The organism is Sphaerobacter thermophilus DSM 20745 (genome assembly GCF_000024985.1).
GTDB lineage: Bacteria > Chloroflexota > Chloroflexia > Thermomicrobiales > Thermomicrobiaceae > Sphaerobacter > Sphaerobacter thermophilus.
The window spans coordinates 1772151-1789519 of record NC_013523.1 but is presented as its reverse complement, the minus strand read 5'-3'; the positions used below and the strand labels follow the sequence as shown (position 1 = coordinate 1789519).

The following is a 17369-nucleotide window of genomic DNA, read 5'->3' as shown; positions in this document are numbered from 1 at the left end:
TCAGTCGCGCGTGCGCGGGTCAAGCGCGTCGCGCAGGCCATCGCCGAGCAGATTGAAGGCAAGGACGGTCAAGGTAATCATCACCCCGGGAGCGATGGCGATGTGGGGGTAGTGCACGATGTAGGCACGGCCGTCGGCCAGCATCCCGCCCCAGGAGGGTTCTGGGGGCTGAATGCCGAGGCCAAGGAACGACAGTGTCGACTCGTAGATGATGATCCCTCCAACCGCCAGGCTGGCCAGGACGATCACCGGACCGAGGACGTTGGGCACGAGGTGCCGGAAGATGATCCGTGCATTGGTGGCTCCTGCCACACGCGCGGCCAGCGTGAAGTCGCGCTCACGGAGGCTCATAGTGTCGGCGCGGACGACGCGGGCGTACTGCGCCCACACGGTGGCTCCGATTACGATCACCACGGTCCGGAGGCTCGGCCCGACGACGGCAGTGAGGGCGATCAGCAGGACGAGCGTCGGGAACGCCATCAGCGTGTCCACTGCTCGGGAGAGCAGATTGTCCACCCAGCCGCCGAAGTAGCCCGCGGTGGCGCCGACCAGAACTCCGATGGTCACCGCGATCCCCGTGGCGCCGATTCCCACGATGAGGGCGATGCGGGTGCCGAAAATGATGCGGCTGAGGATGTCCCTGCCGATGTGGTCAAAGCCGAGGGGGTGTGACCAGGACGGACCGACGCCGCGCATACCGCTCACGGACTGGATGGGCGAGTAGGGCGCGAGAAGATCGGCGAGCAGCGCTGTCACGACCAGCAGGCCGATGAACGTCAGTCCTGCCAGTCCCAGGCGGTGGCGCCTGAAGCGGCGCCAGATCCGCGAGAACTCGGACCGTTGCGGGCGAGCGTTGCCCGACAGTTTGTCGACGGCGGCTGCTGACTGCTCGTGGGTCGACTGCATGCTCGTTTCCTGTCGTGTGATCTCCAGACTAGCGGATGCGGATGCGTGGGTCGACGTAGGTGTACACGAGGTCCGTCAGGAGGTTGCCTAGCACCACGACGATCGCCAGGAGCAGCACGACGGCTTGGACGACCTGGTAGTCGAACCGGTAGACCGAGTTGATGAAGACTCGGCCGATTCCGGGCAAGGCGAAGACCGTCTCAATCACGATCGTGCCGCTCAGAAGGAACGCGATCCGGTAACCGATCACCGTGACGATCGGCAGCAAGGCGTTGCGGACGACGTGGCGGGAGAGGAGTGCGGCCTGGCCGAGTCCTTTCGCCCGCGCGGTGGTGACGTACTCCTGACCCAACACCTCCTGGGTTGCGCCTCGCATGAGCCGCGTCAGAACAGCGGTCTGGTCCAGGGCCAGGACCGCTACCGGCAAGATGTAGCCGGTCCACGAGCTCAAGCCGTAGGTGGGTAGCCAGCCGAGCATGCTGCCGAAGATGATGATCGAGACAAGGGCAACCCAGAAGTTCGGAAGGGCGACCCCCAGCGTCGACGCTACGACGCTCACGTAGTCGAAAAGCGAGTTGCGCTTGAGTCCGGCGACGATTCCCGCCGGGATGGCCAGGGCGACGGAGAAGAACAGCGCGAGCAGGTTGAGCTTGATCGTCAGCGGGGCTGCCTCCTTGATGATGTCCGCGACCGATGCGCCTGGCCGAACGATGAGCGATTCGCCGAAGTCGCCCCGCAGCAGGTTGCCGAGCCACCGCAGGTACTGCTGGTAAACCGGTTGGTCCAGTCCCCACTTGCGGCGCAGCATGTCGACCTGCTCCTGGGTGACCTGAGCCTCACCGACGAAGAGGCTCACCGGGTCGCCAGGGGCAAGGTGCATGAGACCGAAGGTGACGACGCTCACCAGAAAGATGGCGAGCGCCCCCTGCGCGAGGCGGACCACGATATATCTCAGCATGGGCTAGACTCGCCCCCTTTGATCGTGCGGAACGGTGCCGAACTCGGTCCGGCCCGTGACGTCCCACGCCATGCCCGCCGGCCTGCCCTGGCCCTGTGCCGGGCGCCGGAAGGAGGCGTTCTCGGTGGGAGCGCGCATCCGCGCGTACGACAGCCGCGGATGCGCGCTCTGCCGCATCTTCGGCGCGCCGGAGGTTACGCGTTCGGGTCGAGCCAGAACTGGTACGCCTTCCGATACGTCTGGGTCGGACTCAGGGCGGACTCCGGCAACCCCTTAACCTGCTTGCTGTACAGCGTGTACCACTGCCAGTACATCATGTAGAGGAAGGGCACATCCTCGGCGACGAGCGCCTGGATCTCGTTGTAGATCTCGCGGCGCCGCTCCGGGTCAACCTCGCGGAGCCCTTGGTCGATCAGCTCATCCATGCGCTCGCTCTGGTATTGGGAGAAGTTGTTGAAGCCGTCCGACCGGAGCGTATCGGACGGATCGGGCTCGCCACCGGATCCGCCGTAGGTCCAGTTGAAGACCGCCGCGTCGAGCTCACCCCTCCGCATGCTGCCACTGGCGTCGGGTACCTCCCGGATCTGCATGTCGATCCCGACCTCGCGGAGGTACTGCTGGACGAGCTCGGCCTCCGGCCGCCGCGCCTGGTCCCCGGTGATCACCCCGCAGGTGAACGACAGCTTGACGCCGTTTTTCTCACGGATGCCGTCGCTGCCGACCGTCCAGCCGGCCTCATCGAGGATCCGCCGTGCCTCGTCGGGGTCGTAGGGATATTCTTTGACGTCCGGGTTGTACCAGAACTCAAGCACCGGCGCGAGATTAGACGTCGCAATCACGGCCTCGCCGTTGAACACATCATCGATCACCGCCTGCCGGTCGATGGCGTACATCATCGCCTGGCGGACCTCTTTCTCGGCGAGCTGCGGGAGGTTGTGGTTGAGCGGGAAGTGGTTGACGCTCACGCTGGGCGCCTTGAAGACCGTGAACTCGCCGGTCGCCTCGAGCCGCTGGTTATCCTCGACCGCGAGCTGCCAGACCGAGGAATGTGCCTCGCCGGTCTCGAGCGCGATTGCACGCACGGACGGCTCGGGTACCACGTTCAGCCGGTACTCGTCGAGGTAGGGGCGCCCGCGGAAGTGGTCTTCGAACGCCTCGAGCACCGTATACTCGGCCGCGCGCCACTCCTTGAGCTTGAAGGCCCCGGTGCCGATCGGCGCGGTGCGATACTGGTCCTGCCCCACCTGGCTGTGGTAGTGCTCCGGGATGATGAACGCCGTCGCCCCACGGATCAGGAAGGCGGCGTTGGGCTCGCTCATTCGCACCACAACGGTGTAGGGATCGGTTGCCTCGACCGATTCGACGCCCGCGAACGATTGCTGCTCAATCGAGGCGTTCTCCGGGTTGCGGTACCACTCATAGGAGTAGACCACGTCGTCCGCGTTGAACTCCTCGCCGTCGTGGAACTTCACGCCCTGGCGGAGCGTGAAGGTGTAGGTAAGCCCGTCCTCTGTTACCTCATGGCGCTCGGCCAGCACCGATTCGAGCTCGTAGTTCTCATCGATCTCGAGCAACCCATTGTGAATCTGGGTGACGAGCGACCACTCGACGGTGGGGCCGGCGTCCTCGGGGCTGAGTCCGGGTACGTCGGTATGACCAAGGGTAATCAGGGTTCCGCCGTAGACGGGCTCACCCTCGTTGCCCGATTCGGACGAGCCGGTTCCGGGGCTCGCCTGAGTCGAACCGCCCGTCTGGTCCCCAGCCGGCTCGGTGGCGGGGCTCTCCTCGGTGCTGCCACCGCCGCAGGCGGCCAGGAGCGGTACCACCGCAAGGCCGGACAGGCCGAGCGTTGCCCTGACGAGGAAGGTGCGGCGCGACGACTGTCGTTTAGCAATGGTCCTGAGATCCAAGGGCTCACGCGCGTCCACCAAGACTCCTCCTTCACGTGTAGGTGCATCCCAACCACGTAGGCGGGGGAAATAGTGGTAGCGCAAGTGGATAGCGCTCCAGGCAAATGATGGATTGCGCGGATTATCGTGGACACGACAGTAGTGCGTCAAGAGGAGATGATGGGCTCGCAGCAATCAGTGGGCGCAAGCAAAGGGGATGTCTCTGCTGCGTGCGTGCGCGCAGGCAGAAGGGGTGCGGCGGCGACCGTCGCCGTCAGTCCGCCGCGGTGGCCAGCTCAGGGAGCACGGTGCGGAGGGCCTGGCCGGTGTAGGAGCGCTCGACGGCGGCGACCTGCTCGGGCGTGCCGGCCGCGACGACCTCGCCCCCGCCGTCACCGCCCTCGGGGCCGAGGTCGATGATCCAGTCGGCCGACTTGATGACGTCGAGGTTGTGCTCGATGACGAGCACGGTGTTGCCGGCGTCGGTCAGTCGCTGGAGGACGCCGAGCAGCCGCTCGATGTCGGCGAAGTGCAGGCCGGTGGTCGGCTCGTCCAGGATGTAGAGAGTGCGGCCGGTGGCGCGCCGGCTGAGTTCGGCGCTCAGCTTGATGCGCTGGGCCTCGCCGCCGGAGAGGGTCGTGGCCGGCTGGCCGAGCCGGATATACCCCAAGCCCACGTCGTAGAGCGTCTGGAGTTTGTTGCGGATGGCCGGGATGTTCTCGAAGAAGGCCAGGGCCTCCTCGACCGTCATGTCCAGCACGTCGGCGATGCTCTTGCCCCGGTAGGTGATCTCCAGCGCCTCCTTGTTGTAGCGGCGGCCGTGGCACACCTCGCAGGGGACGTAGATGTCAGGCAGGAACTGCATCTCGATGGCGATGATGCCCTCGCCCTGGCACGCCTCGCAGCGGCCGCCCTTGACGTTGAAGGAGAAGCGGCCGGGCTTGTAGCCCCGGGCCCGCGCCTCGGGCAACGAGGCGAAGAGTTCCCGGATCGGCGTGAAGGCTCCGGTATAGGTCGCCGGGTTGGAGCGCGGCGTGCGTCCGATCGGGCTCTGGTCGATGTCGATGACCTTGTCCAGGTGCTCGATGCCGAGGATCGCGTCGTGGCGGCCCGGCCGGTCCTTGGCTCGGTGCAGCACCTGAGCCAGGCGGCGGTAGAGGGTGTCGACGATGAGCGTGCTCTTGCCGGAGCCGGAGACGCCAGTGACGCAGATGAAGGTGCCGAGCGGGATATCGACATCGACGTTCTTCAGGTTGTTCTCACGCGCGCCGCGGATCTGGAGGTACTTCCCGTTGCCGGGCCGCCGCTCCCGCGGCACCGGGATCTGCCGGGCTCCGCTCAGGAACTGGCCGGTGATCGACTCCGGGCTGGCCACGATGTCGTCGAGCGTCCCGGCCGCGACGATCCGGCCGCCGTGCTCTCCCGCGCCGGGCCCAACGTCGATGATCCAGTCAGCAGTCCGGATCGTTTCCTCGTCGTGCTCGACGACGATCAGGGTGTTGCCCAGGTCGCGCAGGGTCAACAGGGTGCGGATCAGCCGCGCGTTGTCACGGTGGTGCAGGCCGATACTCGGCTCGTCCAGGATGTACAGCACGCCCATCAGGCGGCTGCCGATCTGGGTCGCGAGGCGGATCCGCTGTGCCTCGCCTCCGGAGAGCGTCGCCGCAGCCCGGTCGAGCGTCAGGTAGTCGAGCCCGACGTCCACCAGGAAGCCGAGCCGCTCGCGGACCTCCTTGAGGATCTGGCGAGCGATAATCCGCTCCCGGGGCGTCAGCAGTGGCTCGGGGCGATCCTCGTCGGCGAGATCCTCGAAGAAGCGGAGAGCGTCGACGATCGAGAGGCGGGTGACGTCGACGATCGATCGCCCGGCGATGGTCACCGCGCGGCTCTCGGGCTTGAGTCGCGCCCCGCCGCAGGTGGGGCAGGGGTGGGCGGCCATGTACTGCTCGATCTCGGCGCGCACGTAGTCGGACGACGTGCTCTGGTAGCGCCGCCGCAGGTGGGGGATCACCCCTTCGTAGTCCACCTCATAGGCGCGGGTCCGCCCGCTGCGGGCGCGATACTCCACACGTACACGCTCGCGCTTGCCGCCGTACAGGATGACCTGCCGAATCGCCTCGGGCAGGTCGCGGAACGGGGTGTCGAGCGAGAAGCCGTGCTTGGCAGCGAGGGCCGCCAGGAGCGCCTCGTACCATGCGGTGCTGTCCCGCCCGGTGCGGGCCCAGGGCGCGATGGCGCCATCGGCCAGGGAGCGATCCGGATCGGGAACGATCAGTTCCGGGTCGAACTCCATGCGCACACCCAGCCCGTCGCAGTCGGGGCAGGCGCCATGAGGGCTGTTGAAGGAGAAGCTCCGCGGTTCGAGTTCGCCGAAGCTGATGCCGCAGTGTGGACAGGCGAAGCGCTCGGAGAAGAGCATCTCCTCGCCGCCGACGATGTCCGCGATCGCGGTGCCGCCGCCGAGCCGCAACGCCGTCTCCAGCGAGTCGATCAAGCGGATGCGGAGGGCGTGCTCCTCCTCCTCGTCATCGTGGCGGACGATGAGGCGGTCGACCACGACCTCGATGGTGTGCTGCTTGTAGCGCTCAAGCTTGATCTCCTCGTCGACGTCGCGGATCTCACCGTTGACGCGCACGCGGGCGAAGCCGGCGCGGCGGACCTCGTCGAGCACGCCCTGGTGCTCGCCTTTGCGGTCCTTGACCAGCGGCGCCAGGATCATGAGCCGGGTGCCGTCGGGCAGCGCCTGGATCGTATCGGCCATTTGCTGCACCGACTGCTGGGTGATCTCCCGGCCGCAGTTGGGGCAGTGAGGGTGGCCGATGCGGGCGTAGAGCAGGCGCAGGTGGTCGTAGATCTCGGTGACGGTGCCGACGGTCGAGCGCGGGTTGCGCGAGGCGCTCTTCTGGTCGATCGAGATGGCGGGGGAGAGTCCCTCGATGAGATCGACGTCCGGCTTCTCCATCAAGCCGAGGAACTGGCGCGCGTACGCCGAGAGGGATTCAACATAACGACGCTGGCCCTCGGCATAGATCGTATCGAAGGCGAGGCTCGACTTGCCGGAGCCGGAGAGGCCGGTGATGACGACGAGCCGATCTCTCGGGATCTCGACGTCGATGTTCTTGAGGTTGTGCTCCCGCGCCCCGCGGACGACGATCTTCTCGCTCGCCATGCCGATACCGTGCCTACCCCTACCCCCGAAAATGCGAACAAACGATCGCACCCGACTATTGTAGCAAGGCCGTCCAGAGGATGGGAGCCACCGTTGAGGGCCGGTGCCGGGCAGTGGTCGGGACTTTCGTTGGATGCGTGCGGACCCGGCGCGGCCCGGCGAGTTGGTACAATCGTCTCGAGTTAGGCACGAATGCGGAGGCGCATGGATCACGGGTACGCGGACCAGGACCACGGGCAGGCTCCACAGCCGCGGCCCGAGGCGGCGGCCGTCGCCGAGCAGAGCGTTGAGGTGAGCGTCGTGGTGCCCGCCTACAACGAGGCATCCCGGCTCCCCAAGACGCTGGCGGCGGCGATCTCATATCTCGGCGCGCAACCGTACTCCTGGGAGTTGATCGTGGCCGACGACGGCAGCGAGGACGCGACGCCGGACATCGCAGCCGCCGCGGCGGCGGCCGACCCGCGTGTGCGTCACCTGCGCCTGCCCCACCGGGGGAAGGCGGCCGCGGTGCATGCCGGGGTGCGCGCGGCGCGGGGGGAGATCGTGGTCTTCACGGACGCCGACCTCTCAACGCCGATCGAGTACGTGGCGGACGTGCGCCGGCTGATCCAATCCGGGTGGGATGTCGTCATCGGCACCCGTGAGGGGGCGGGGGCGCGCCGGATCGGTGAGCCGTTCTACCGGCACGTGATGGGGCGCCTCTACAACTACTTGGTGCAGCTCCTGGCGGTGCCCGGGATCAAGGACACGCAGTGCGGCTTCAAGGGGTTCTCCGGCGCGGCGGCGCGTGAGGTCTTTGGCAGTGCCTGGCTCTACCGGAACGGTGCCGCGCCGGTGCGCGGGCCGCTGGTGACCGGGTTCGATGTCGAGTTGCTGTTTCTGGCGCGCAAGCGGGGGTTCCGGGTGGCCGAGTTGCCGGTTACCTGGCGGCACGTCGACGGCAGCAAGGTGCGGCCTGGGATCGACAGCCTGCTGATGGTGCGGGACGTGGTGCGGGTGCGCTGGAACGACTTCCGGGGACGCTACGGACGCTAGCGCGCCGTGGTGCCGCGGGGGTGCGGGCCCGGCGAGCGGACGGGGATGGACGTGCGTGGTAGCCTGAGCGACTTCAGCGTCGTCGACATCCTCCAACTCTTCCAGATCTCGGCCAAGACGGGGTCGCTCGAGGTCCGCGACGGCCAGCACACCTACGTGCTCTACTTCGATCGGGGGCACATCAGCGGCGCCGGGGCCAGCCACTGGAACCTGATCGCCGAGTTGCGCCGTATCGAGTGGCTCGCGCCCGAGGTCCGGGAGCAGTTGGATCTTCTCAAAAAGGATGAGAGCAACGTCGGGCTTAGTCTGATCGCCCGTGCGCTGGTCACCCCAGCCGTCTGGGACCAGTTCGTCGAGCGCCAGGTGGAGACGCTGATCTACCCGCTGTTCGACCTGACGCAGGGCGAATTCATTGCCACGGTCGCCGTGATTCCCCAGGTGGCGCCGCTGCGGCTGGACCTGGTGCCGCAGCAGGTGATTTTGAACGCGGCTCGCTGGCAAGAGGAGCTGCGCCGGGCAGAGTACGCCGGCGCCGGGCCCGAGTCGGTCTGGCAGCGCGCGGGGACGCCCGGGACCGGGGCCGGGGACGACGTGATCCTCACGCTGCTGACGCGCCCGCGCTCGATCGACGATTTGGCGGCAGCGGCGGGCCTCTCCGTGTTGGCGACGATCGAGCGGATACGCCGTCTGAGCCGCGAGGGTTGGATCGAGCCGGTCCTGCCGATCCACACGCCGGGGACGGGGGCTAACTGACAGGCGCTCACGCGGTCACGATCTCCTCGACCACCCGTCCGACGAGGCGGTTGGCGAGGATAGTGGGGACGCCGGCCGTTGCGACGGCCTGCTTCATCTCGGCGGTGTAGCCCATGCAGTCCATCACGATGAGCTGCGCTCCGGCGGAGCGCAGTTCTTCCGCGCGGACGCCCAATTCGGCCGCACCGGTGTAGGGCGACGCGGCGGCGCAGCGCAGGGAGCGACCGGGTGCGGCCCACTTCCGCTCCATCAAAGGGCCCTGTCCGGGGTGGGGCATGAGGACGCCCAGGATGCCATCGGGGAGGAGCGCATCGACCGTGCCGCGCAGCACGCGGTCCGGAAAGACCAGGGGCACCGGGGCGGTCAGACCGGGGAACTCGCCGGTACATAGAACGACCACGACCCGCGCGCCGTCCGCAACGACGCGCTTGACCGCGCCCGCGAGGAGGGGTAGCACGCTCTCCTTGGCGACGACCACCTCCTGCCCGTCGCGAAGGCGGGTGACGAGCGGGATCTCCCCGTCGCGCGGGGCGAGGGCGGCGATGGCGTTCGGATCGAGCCCGTCGAGTGCGCCGGCGTGCTGGCAAGGGACGGGCGGGCCGCCGGGGAACATGGTGGCTTCGATGTCCTCGCGGGGCGCCTGCCCGATGGTTACCAGCCCAATCGTTGCCATTCCGTTCCTCCTCGCGCAGTGTTCGTACAGGCGTACGTACTAAGATATCTTGTCATCCGCTAGCCTCGTGCTATACTGGTTTCGCTATTGGTGAGTTGTGTTCCCATCAAGGTTGGCCTTTTCACCGCGAGGCGCCGCTGAGGGGAAAGTTTCGGTTCTGGAAGGACGGGGCGAGACGAGTGTCCGGGCGGCTCCCCGATTTACTGAGCGCGATCAAACAGGCAATGGACGAAGGTATCGGCGCATGCGAGTCGCGTCTGGAATCGCTCGCGAGTGAACTGCGCTCCATTCTAGCGGACCTGGAGCGGGAGCGAGCGGAGGTTCAGGCCGCGATTGAAGAGCGCGAGCTGGAACGCCGCCTGGGAGTCGAGTCGGCACAGCGCCCGCCGAGCACGGCGGAGCTGCGCCAGCACGAGGATTTCGTCGCCCAAGAGTACATGCGAGCAGCGGTTCTCTATCGCCAGCTCACCGATTTTCTGGGCCTGCTGGCATCGAGCCGCCAGCAGTTCCGCGCCGATGAGACGCTGCTCGGCCGGGACGATGCCCAGCAGCTCGCGATCCGGCAAGCGATGATCCGGGCGCAGGAGGTGGAGCGGTAGCGGCTGGCGCGGGAGGTTCACGACGGCCCGGCCCAGGTGCTGGCGAACGCCATCATCGGCCTGGAGTTTGTCGAGCGCACCTTCCGTGCGACAGGCTCGTCCGACATGAGCCAGCCCCTGGCGGAGATCGAGCGGATCAAGTCGGCGATGCGGGAAGGCCTGACGGAGATCCGGCGATTCATCTTCGATCTCCGGCCGACGATGTTGTCGCAGCGCGGCCTCGTAGCGACTGTGGAACACTACATCGAGACGTATCGAAGCTTCCTCCCGCCGGAGGTCGATTTGTCCCTTCCGCCGCAACTACCCCGGCTGACCCCTGAGCAGGAGTTGACCGCCTTCCGTGTTATCCAGGAGGCCCTGCAGAATGTACATCGTCATGCCCGTGCCAGCCGTGTGTCGGTTACTATCGGGGCGAGTGACGGGGAGCTGACCGTGCGCGTCCGCGACAACGGCCAGGGCTTCCGCCCGTCGGCGGTGGCGCCAACATCGTCGAGCGGCTTTGGTCTTGCAGGTATGCAGGAGCGGGCCGCAGTCGTGGGTGGCCGGGTCAATGTGCGGAGTCGGCCCGGGCAGGGGACCGAGGTTACACTCGTGGTCCCGATCACACTGCAGCCAGCGGACGCGGTCGCGAATGAGGCGCGTGCGGTGCCGACCTACAAGCCAAAGGAGAGAGCGCGACGTGAACCGGATTGAGGTCCTGATCGTCGACGATCATCCCCTCTTTCGGCGTGGCATCCGGTGGAGCCTCGAAGAAGAGCGCGACATTCGGGTCGTCGGGGAAGCATCGGATGCCCAGGAAGCCATGCGAGCGGCCGACATGCTGTCACCGAACGTCGTGCTGCTCGACCTGAACCTCCCGGGGATGAGCGGGCTGGAACTGTGCCGGGTGCTGAAGCGGCGGCACCCTCAGGCAGCCATCGTCGTGCTGACGATGCACGAGGACGATGAGCAACTGTTCAGCTCGATCCGTGTCGGCGCCTCAGCCTACTGCACGAAGGACATTGACCCGGCCGAACTGGTCACCGTGATTCGCCGGGTGGCGCGCGGGGAATACCTCATCAACGAGAACGTGCTGTCGCGCCCATTCGTCGCCTCGCGGGTACTCGATCAGTTCCGTGAACTGGCGCAGATCGACGAGGTCTCCAGCGGTGTCTTCTCTCCGCTGACGCCGCGTGAGGTGGAGATCCTTGACTGCGTTGCCCGGGGCAACAGCAACAAGGAGATCGCCCGCCTGCTCAATATCAGTGACCAGACCGTGAAGAACCACATCACGTCGATCCTGCGCAAGCTGGCGGTGAACGACCGCACCCAGGCGGTCATCTACGCTCTCCGCCACGGCTGGATCAAGCTGAGCGACGAACCTGACCCAACCAACCAGAAGTGATGCGTCATATGTCATGCGTCATGTGTCGCCCCTCGCGTCCGGATCCTCTCGGATAGGTGCTGGCGGGAGGTCGGGGGCGATGCGTCGCGCCACGGCGTGGGTGGCCGGTTAGCTGGTGACGCAATCAGGTCCACCGTCCGCGCCCAGGGCCGGGTATTGCGAGGTTCTTCGCGTCGTAGTCAGGGCCCGGGGCGGGTGGCGTGAGGATCCCCGCGTCGCGGTTTGTGCCCGGGGGTTCACCCCCGGTCATTGGCCACGGCGCGGAGATCCTGACACAACCGGCTCTGGCCATGTGACGACATTATCCCGCGCCATACCACAACGGCGGCACTGGCAGCCGCACGCCAAACCCATCCTCAGCCCGCTCTAGCGGGTTTTTCGTTGTGAGCCCGGGGGTTCACCCCCGGGCGCGAGGCACCGCGATGGACTCGCGAGACGGCACCCGTACCCCTACCGGCGCTCGAACTGGCGCTCGAGTTCTTCCTGGCTGAGGTGGAGCATAGTGGGGCGGCCGTGGCCGCAGGCCCGTGGGGCGGTGCAACGCTCGAGCTGGGCGATCAGCTCACGCATTTCCGGTAGGGAGAGTGTCTGCCCGGCACGGATGGCCGAGTGGCAGGCGGTGCTGATTGTCAACGATTCGAGGAGGGTGGTCCCACGCCCCCCGGCGGCCATCTCGTCGAGAATGCCGAGCAGGACCGCGCGCGGGTCGCGGCGAGCGGCGATGGCGGGTACCGCGCGGACCGCGACAGCGGACCCGCCGAACGGCTCGATGTGGAAGCCGATCTGAGCCATCTCCTCGCGGCAGCGCTCGGCCGTCTCGAGTTGCACGGGTGACAGCTCGATCACCAGCGGCTCGAGCAGGGTCTGGATGTCGGGCTTGGCGCGCTCGAATTGCTGCCAGAGTTGTTCGAAGAGGACCCGCTCGTGGGCGGCGTGCTGGTCGATCAGGTACATGCCGTCCGGGCCCTCGGCGATGATGTAGGTAGCTCCGACCTGGCCGAGTACCCGCAGCACCGGGACGGCCGAGCCGGGATCGGGGACCACGGTCATGCCCGCCTCCTGGTCGTCGCCGGGTGTGTCCTCGGGTGGTGGCGGAGGCGTTGGCCGGAACCGGTCCGGGTGGCTGAGTGCCAGGCGGCGCTGCACTGTCGGCGCCGACAGGGGTGTGGTGGTGAACGACGGGATGGTCTGCGCCGGAGTGTGCTGGGTGAGGGTGCCGCGCACGGCCCGCTGGATGGCGGCGAAGACCAGCCGCTCGTCGGAGAAGCGCACCTCGCGCTTGGTGGGGTGCACGTTGACGTCGAGGCGCTCGGGCGCGACCGTGATGTGGAGCACCGCGACCGGGAAGCGGCCGACCATAATCAGCGAGTGGTACGCCTGCTCCAGGGCGAATGTGAGCGAGCGGCTCTCGATCCAACGGCGGTTGACGAGCAGGATGATGTGCTGCCGGTTGCCGCGGGTCAGGGTCGGGAGTCCGACATAGCCGCTCACGGTGACCGCGGGGCGCTCCGGGTCGTGCTCGTCGTCCGCAGGGGGGACGATCGGCACCATCTCCGCGGCGATGTCCGGCCCGAAGACGCCGACGATGGTGTTGCCAAGGTCGCCGGAGCCGTCGGTTGCCAGCACGGTGCGACCGTCGCTGACGAGCTCGAAGCGGACTTCGGGCGCGGCCAGGGCACACGCCTGGACGACACGCTGGACGTAGGCCGCCTCGGTGTGATCCTGGCGCAGGAAGGCGCGCCGGGCGGGGACGTGGGCGAACAGATCGCGCACGGTCACGGTCGTGCCCGGGGCGGCCGGCACGGTGGTGGGCGGTTCGACCCGCCCGTTCCGGCTGACCAGGGAGGCGGCGTGCGGGCTGTCCGGCGGACGGCTGACGATGCGCAGCTCGGCGACGGCGGCGATGCTGGCTAACGCCTCGCCGCGGAATCCATAAGACGTGAGACGGGCGAGGTCGTCGAAGCGGGTTACCTTGGAGGTCGCGTGCCGCTGGATCGCGAGCGGCAGTTCCTCAGCGGGGATGCCGTGGCCGTCGTCGCTGACGCGGATCAGTTCTCGGCCGCCGGCCCGGATCTCGACGCGCACGCTCCGCGCCCCGGCGTCGAGCGCGTTTTCGACCAGTTCCTTGACCACCGAGGCGGGCCGCTCGATGACCTCCCCGGCGGCGATCTTTCCAATCGTGTCCTCGTCGAGCAAACGGATCGGCATCGGTCTCCCTCGCCCGGAGTATAGCAGCGGCGCGCGGGGTACTGCCCCGGGGCGGTATACTTGGGATCAACAGGCGGCCCCAATCGATTGGGTGCGTGTGGGCGAGCGGTCTGGCGCTCGCCCACATGTGTGTGTCGTGCCCCGGGGGAGCGCGAGACGCCTGTCTCAAGACCTCCCGTTGCGCGCGGCGGGAGCCGGCACGATGCCGGTGTTCCCGATGGTCATGGTGGGAACGGCCGGGAGAGAAGGGGATGCCCGGCGATGCCGAAGCGCCAGGGGCGCTGGTCGCCGCGGCGGACGCCGATCCGAGGCCCGGCGGCGATGCAGTCCGGCGGGGCGCCGGGTTGGATCCAGAGCGGCGGGCCGTCGAGCGCCCGGCCGTTGTCGGCGAGGGTGATGCCGAGCGCGACCGCCAGCCGGCCGGGTCCGCTGGCCAGGCGCGGGCCATCAGCGCCGCCGCGCCGGGCGGCCATGTGCTCGATGCCGGCGACGGGGGCGATGGCGCGGATCAAGACGGCGGCGGCCTCGCCCTCCGGCCCGGTGACCACGTTGAAGCACGGGTAGACGCCGTAGGCCAGGTAGACATAGGCGCGGCCGGGCGGTCCCCACATGGCGGTTACCGTGCCGTTGCGGCGGAACGCCGCGTGGGAGGCCGGGTCGTCCGGTCCGGCGTATGCCTCAGTCTCGACGATCAGCCCTGCCGTCGTGATGCCGTCGTGCTGCGACACGAGCAGGCAGCCCAGCAGGTCGCGAGCGACGTCGACGACCGGGCGTTCGTAGAACGAGGCGCCCAGCGCCCGGGCCGGGTCAGGCACGAGCGCGGGCGCCTGGTTCCGCGTGCTGGTCACTCTCCGAGGTCGGCCAGCCGGCTCTGGAGGAGGGCCAGCCGCTCCTGCAGGTCGGTGAGGCGCTGGCGGTGGCGGTCCACCACCTCGGCGGGCGCGCGCTGGACGAAGTTCTCGTTGGCCAGCAGCGACCCGGCGCGGGCAATCTCCTCTTCCACCTGCTCGATCTCGCCGCGCAGACGCTGCCGCTCGGCATCGAGGTCGACCATGCCGGCCAGCGGCAGGTAGATGACGGCGTCGTCCACCACCAAGGTGACCACCTGCTCGGGCGCCTCCGCATCGGCGGGGATGAACTCGAGCCGATCGGCTGCGATGCGGGCGAGGAAGCGGAAGGCGGCGTCACCCTCTTCGAAGGTCGCCAGGTGGGAGCCGGGCTGGATGATGGCGGAGATCCAGCGAGCCGGTTCGACCCCGGTCTCAGCGCGGGCGTTCCGGATGCTGCGCACCGCCTCGATCAGGAACTCGTACTCGGCCACCGCCTGCTTGTCGATCGCCGCCGTGTCCGCTTCCGGCCAGGGAGCGACCATGATGCTGTCACCTGCATGCGGCAGGTGCTGCCACAGCTCCTCGGTCACGAACGGCATGATCGGGTGCAGCAGACGCAGTGATCGCTCCAGGACGTAGACGAGGGTCTGGCGGGTAGCGGCCTTGGCCACCGCGTCGTTGCCCTGGAGGACGGGCTTGCTCGACTCGATATACCAGTCGCAGTACTCCGACCAGAGGAACTCGTAGAGCCGCCGGCCCGCCTCACCGAGCTGGAAGGCATGGAGCAGGTCGGTCACCTCGGCGGTGACGGCCTCCAGGCGGCTGAGCATCCAGCGATCGGCCAGACCCAGGTGCTCCGCCTGGGGCCGGAGTGGAGCACCGTCCGGGCCGGTGGCGATCTCGTGGCCGTCGATGGCCCGCAGGACGTAGCGCGTCGCGTTCCAGATCTTATTGGCGAAGTTCCGGGCCGCCTCAACGCGCTGCACGCTCAGCTTCAGGTCCGCGCCGGGGGCACCGGCCGTGATCAGCGCGAAGCGCAGCGCGTCGCTGCCATAGCGTGCGGTGATCTCGGTCGGGTCAAGGACGTTGCCCTTTGTCTTGCTCATGCGCTGCCCGGCTTCGTCCCGCACCGTGCCGTGGAAGTAGACGTGGGTAAAGGGCACCTCGCCCATGAACTCCAGGCCGAGGAAGATCATGCGCGCCACCCAGAGGAAGATGATGTCGTAGCCCGTCTCCATCACGGTGCCGGGGTAGAAGTAGCGCAGATCCTCGGTGTCATCCGGCCAGCCGAGCGTGCTGAAGGGCCAGAGCCCGGAGCTGAACCAGGTGTCGAGCACGTCCGGGTCCTGGTGGATGTCGGTGCTCCCGCAGTGTTCGCAGCGGTCGATCGACTCCTCGGCGGTGACAGTCACCTCGCCGCAGGCATCGCAGTACCAGACCGGGATGCGGTGACCCCACCAGAGCTGGCGGGAGAGACACCAGTCGTGGACGTTCTCCATCCAGTGGAGGTAGATCCCCTTGAAGCGCTCGGGGATGAAACGCACCGTCTCGTCTCGCGCCACCTGGATCGCCGGCTTGGCCAGCGGCTCCATCCGCAGCCACCACTGCAGGCTGATGATCGGCTCGACGACGGTGTCGCAGCGGTCGCAGTGGCCCACCGAGTGGGCGTGCTCCTCGACGCGGACGAGGTAGCCCTCCTCTTGGAGCCGGGCGACGACATTGCGCCGTGCCTCCTGGGTGGTCTGCCCGACGAACTCGCCCGCGTTTTCGTTGAGGGTGCCGTCCTTGTTGAGGATGTTGATCGCGGGCAGGTTGTGGCGGCGGCCGATCTCGAAGTCAACCGGGTCGTGACCCGGCGTGACCTTGACCGCGCCGCTGCCGAATTCGGGATCGACCGCCTCGTCGGCGACGATCGGGATCAGCCGGTTCATCAGGGGCAGGCGAACGGTCTTGCCGATGAGCCCGGCGTAGCGCTCGTCATTCGGGTGAACTGCGACACCCGTGTCGCCGAGCATTGTCTCGGGCCGGGTCGTGGCCACCTCAATGAATTGATCGGTCCCCTCGATCGGGTAGCGGATGGTCCAGATATGCGATTGGATCTCGACGTGGTTCACCTCGAGGTCAGAGAGCGCGGTCATGCAGCGCGGGCACCAGTTGATCATGCGCTCACCGCGGTAGATGAGGCCCTTGTCGTAGAGGTGCTTGAAGGCCGTGCGGACCGCGCGTGAGGGGCCGGGGTCCATGGTGAAGCGGAAGCGGGTCCAGTCGCAGGAGGCGCCCAGGATGCGCAACTGCTCGCGGATGCGCCCCCGGTAGCGGTCCATCCAGTCCCAAACGCGCTCAAGGAACTTCTCACGGCCGAGGTCGTGGCGCGAGAGGCCCTCCTTGGCGATCTCCTTCTCAACGACCCACTGCCCGGCGATCCCGGCGTGGTCGGCGCCCGGTAGCCAGAGCGTCGGCTCGCCCAGCATGCGGTGCCAGCGGGTGAGGATATCCTCGACCGTGACGAAGAGGGCGTGGCCCATGTGCAGCTCGCCGGTGACGTTGGGGGGCGGCATGATGATTACGAACGGCTTGCGCCCTGGCTCGATGCGGGGAGTGAAGTAGCCGCGATCGTCCCACCAGTCGTACCAGTGGGCTTCGACCTCCTGGGGGGCATAGGCCTTTGCCAACTCGCCGCGCTGCGTCGCTCGGGCCATCGATCTCACCTCCGCGCGTTCGTCGCTGAACTCGCACTGGGCACCCGGCACGCCGTGGCGGGCGCGGACCGGACGCTCGGACGCTCACAAAACAAAAGCGCCGTCCTCGACGTCAAGGACGGCTCTGCCGCGGTACCACCTTGCTTCGGCTGCACCAGAGGGGTGCAGCCGCGCTCTGACGCGATAACGGGCGTACCCGCGGCGGCCTACCGGCGGCGGAAGGTCCACCGCTTCGACCGCCGGCCTCGCGGGCGACTTCGGCCACT

13 protein-coding genes are annotated in these 17369 nt (G+C 67.7%); 5 read left to right on the top strand and 8 right to left on the bottom strand.

Annotated elements, in window-relative coordinates; all coding sequences use genetic code 11:
* The 4 genes from STHE_RS08230 to uvrA form a co-directional block, all read right to left on the bottom strand.
* Positions 1–906, bottom strand: coding sequence for an ABC transporter permease (locus STHE_RS08230; protein WP_012872105.1), 906 nt, complete (start codon positions 904–906; stop codon positions 1–3).
* Between the two features lie 28 nt (positions 907–934).
* A complete protein-coding gene (locus STHE_RS08225) occupies positions 935–1864 on the bottom strand; it encodes an ABC transporter permease (protein ID WP_012872104.1) in 930 nt (309 codons plus the stop codon).
* A gap of 194 nt (positions 1865–2058) precedes the next feature.
* Complete coding sequence (locus STHE_RS08220) at positions 2059–3792, bottom strand: ABC transporter substrate-binding protein (RefSeq protein ID WP_012872103.1); 1734 nt, start codon at positions 3790–3792, stop codon at positions 2059–2061.
* Positions 3793–4027: 235 nt separating this feature from the next.
* The gene (uvrA, locus tag STHE_RS08215) at positions 4028–6922 is read right to left on the bottom strand and encodes an excinuclease ABC subunit UvrA (RefSeq protein WP_012872102.1); all 2895 of its coding nucleotides are present in this window, start codon (positions 6920–6922) and stop codon (positions 4028–4030) included.
* Positions 6923–7126: 204 nt separating this feature from the next.
* Between uvrA and STHE_RS08210 the strand changes: the two genes are divergently transcribed.
* Together STHE_RS08210 and STHE_RS08205 are read left to right on the top strand one after the other, a co-directional pair.
* Positions 7127–7957, top strand: a complete 831-nt coding sequence (locus tag STHE_RS08210) for a dolichyl-phosphate beta-glucosyltransferase (RefSeq protein ID WP_012872101.1) — start codon at positions 7127–7129, stop codon at positions 7955–7957.
* A 45-nt stretch (positions 7958–8002) separates the two neighbouring features.
* Positions 8003–8710 (top strand): DUF4388 domain-containing protein, encoded by a 708-nt coding sequence (locus STHE_RS08205; RefSeq protein ID WP_012872100.1) that lies wholly within the window; start codon positions 8003–8005, stop codon positions 8708–8710.
* A gap of 7 nt (positions 8711–8717) precedes the next feature.
* On the opposite strand, the gene STHE_RS08200 is transcribed toward STHE_RS08205, so the two are convergent.
* Entirely contained in the window at positions 8718–9383 is a 666-nt protein-coding gene (locus STHE_RS08200) for an AroM family protein (protein ID WP_012872099.1), read from the bottom strand.
* Positions 9384–9562: 179 nt separating this feature from the next.
* On the opposite strand from STHE_RS08200, the gene STHE_RS17910 reads away from it, so the two are divergent.
* The 3 genes from STHE_RS17910 to STHE_RS08190 are packed head-to-tail and all read left to right on the top strand — an operon-like array spanning position 9563 to position 11366.
* Positions 9563–9982 carry a hypothetical protein gene (locus STHE_RS17910; protein WP_012872098.1) on the top strand — a complete coding sequence of 140 codons (420 nt, stop codon included), beginning with the start codon at positions 9563–9565 and terminating at the stop codon, positions 9980–9982.
* A 3-nt stretch (positions 9983–9985) separates the two neighbouring features.
* The gene (locus STHE_RS08195; RefSeq protein WP_281047869.1) at positions 9986–10675 is read left to right on the top strand and encodes a sensor histidine kinase; all 690 of its coding nucleotides are present in this window, start codon (positions 9986–9988) and stop codon (positions 10673–10675) included.
* Positions 10662–11366, top strand: coding sequence for a response regulator (locus tag STHE_RS08190; RefSeq protein WP_012872096.1), 705 nt, complete (start codon positions 10662–10664; stop codon positions 11364–11366). The genes STHE_RS08195 and STHE_RS08190 overlap by 14 nt, the downstream gene beginning before the upstream one ends.
* Positions 11367–11816: 450 nt before the next feature.
* On the opposite strand, the gene mutL is transcribed toward STHE_RS08190, so the two are convergent.
* From mutL to STHE_RS08175, 3 genes are all read right to left on the bottom strand, one after another.
* Positions 11817–13574 (bottom strand): DNA mismatch repair endonuclease MutL, encoded by a 1758-nt coding sequence (gene mutL / locus STHE_RS08185; RefSeq protein ID WP_012872095.1) that lies wholly within the window; start codon positions 13572–13574, stop codon positions 11817–11819.
* Between the two features lie 221 nt (positions 13575–13795).
* On the bottom strand, positions 13796–14422 hold the full coding sequence (locus STHE_RS08180; protein ID WP_012872094.1) for a DNA-3-methyladenine glycosylase: 627 nt from the start codon (positions 14420–14422) through the stop codon (positions 13796–13798).
* Complete coding sequence (locus STHE_RS08175; protein WP_012872093.1) at positions 14419–17103, bottom strand: valine--tRNA ligase; 2685 nt, start codon at positions 17101–17103, stop codon at positions 14419–14421. The genes STHE_RS08180 and STHE_RS08175 overlap by 4 nt, the downstream gene beginning before the upstream one ends.
* Between the last annotated feature and the right edge of the window lie 266 nt (positions 17104–17369).

Coding starts and splice junctions, on each gene's coding strand:
- STHE_RS08225 (WP_012872104.1), bottom strand. CDS start 1,864: ATGCTGAGATATATCGTGGTCCGCCTCGCGCAGGGGGCGCTCGCCATC.
- STHE_RS08230 (WP_012872105.1), bottom strand. CDS start 906: ATGCAGTCGACCCACGAGCAGTCAGCAGCCGCCGTCGACAAACTGTCG.
- STHE_RS08200 (WP_012872099.1), bottom strand. CDS start 9,383: ATGGCAACGATTGGGCTGGTAACCATCGGGCAGGCGCCCCGCGAGGAC.
- STHE_RS08205 (WP_012872100.1), top strand. CDS start 8,003: ATGGACGTGCGTGGTAGCCTGAGCGACTTCAGCGTCGTCGACATCCTC.
- STHE_RS08210 (WP_012872101.1), top strand. CDS start 7,127: ATGGATCACGGGTACGCGGACCAGGACCACGGGCAGGCTCCACAGCCG.
- mutL (WP_012872095.1), bottom strand. CDS start 13,574: ATGCCGATCCGTTTGCTCGACGAGGACACGATTGGAAAGATCGCCGCC.
- STHE_RS08175 (WP_012872093.1), bottom strand. CDS start 17,103: ATGGCCCGAGCGACGCAGCGCGGCGAGTTGGCAAAGGCCTATGCCCCC.
- uvrA (WP_012872102.1), bottom strand. CDS start 6,922: ATGGCGAGCGAGAAGATCGTCGTCCGCGGGGCGCGGGAGCACAACCTC.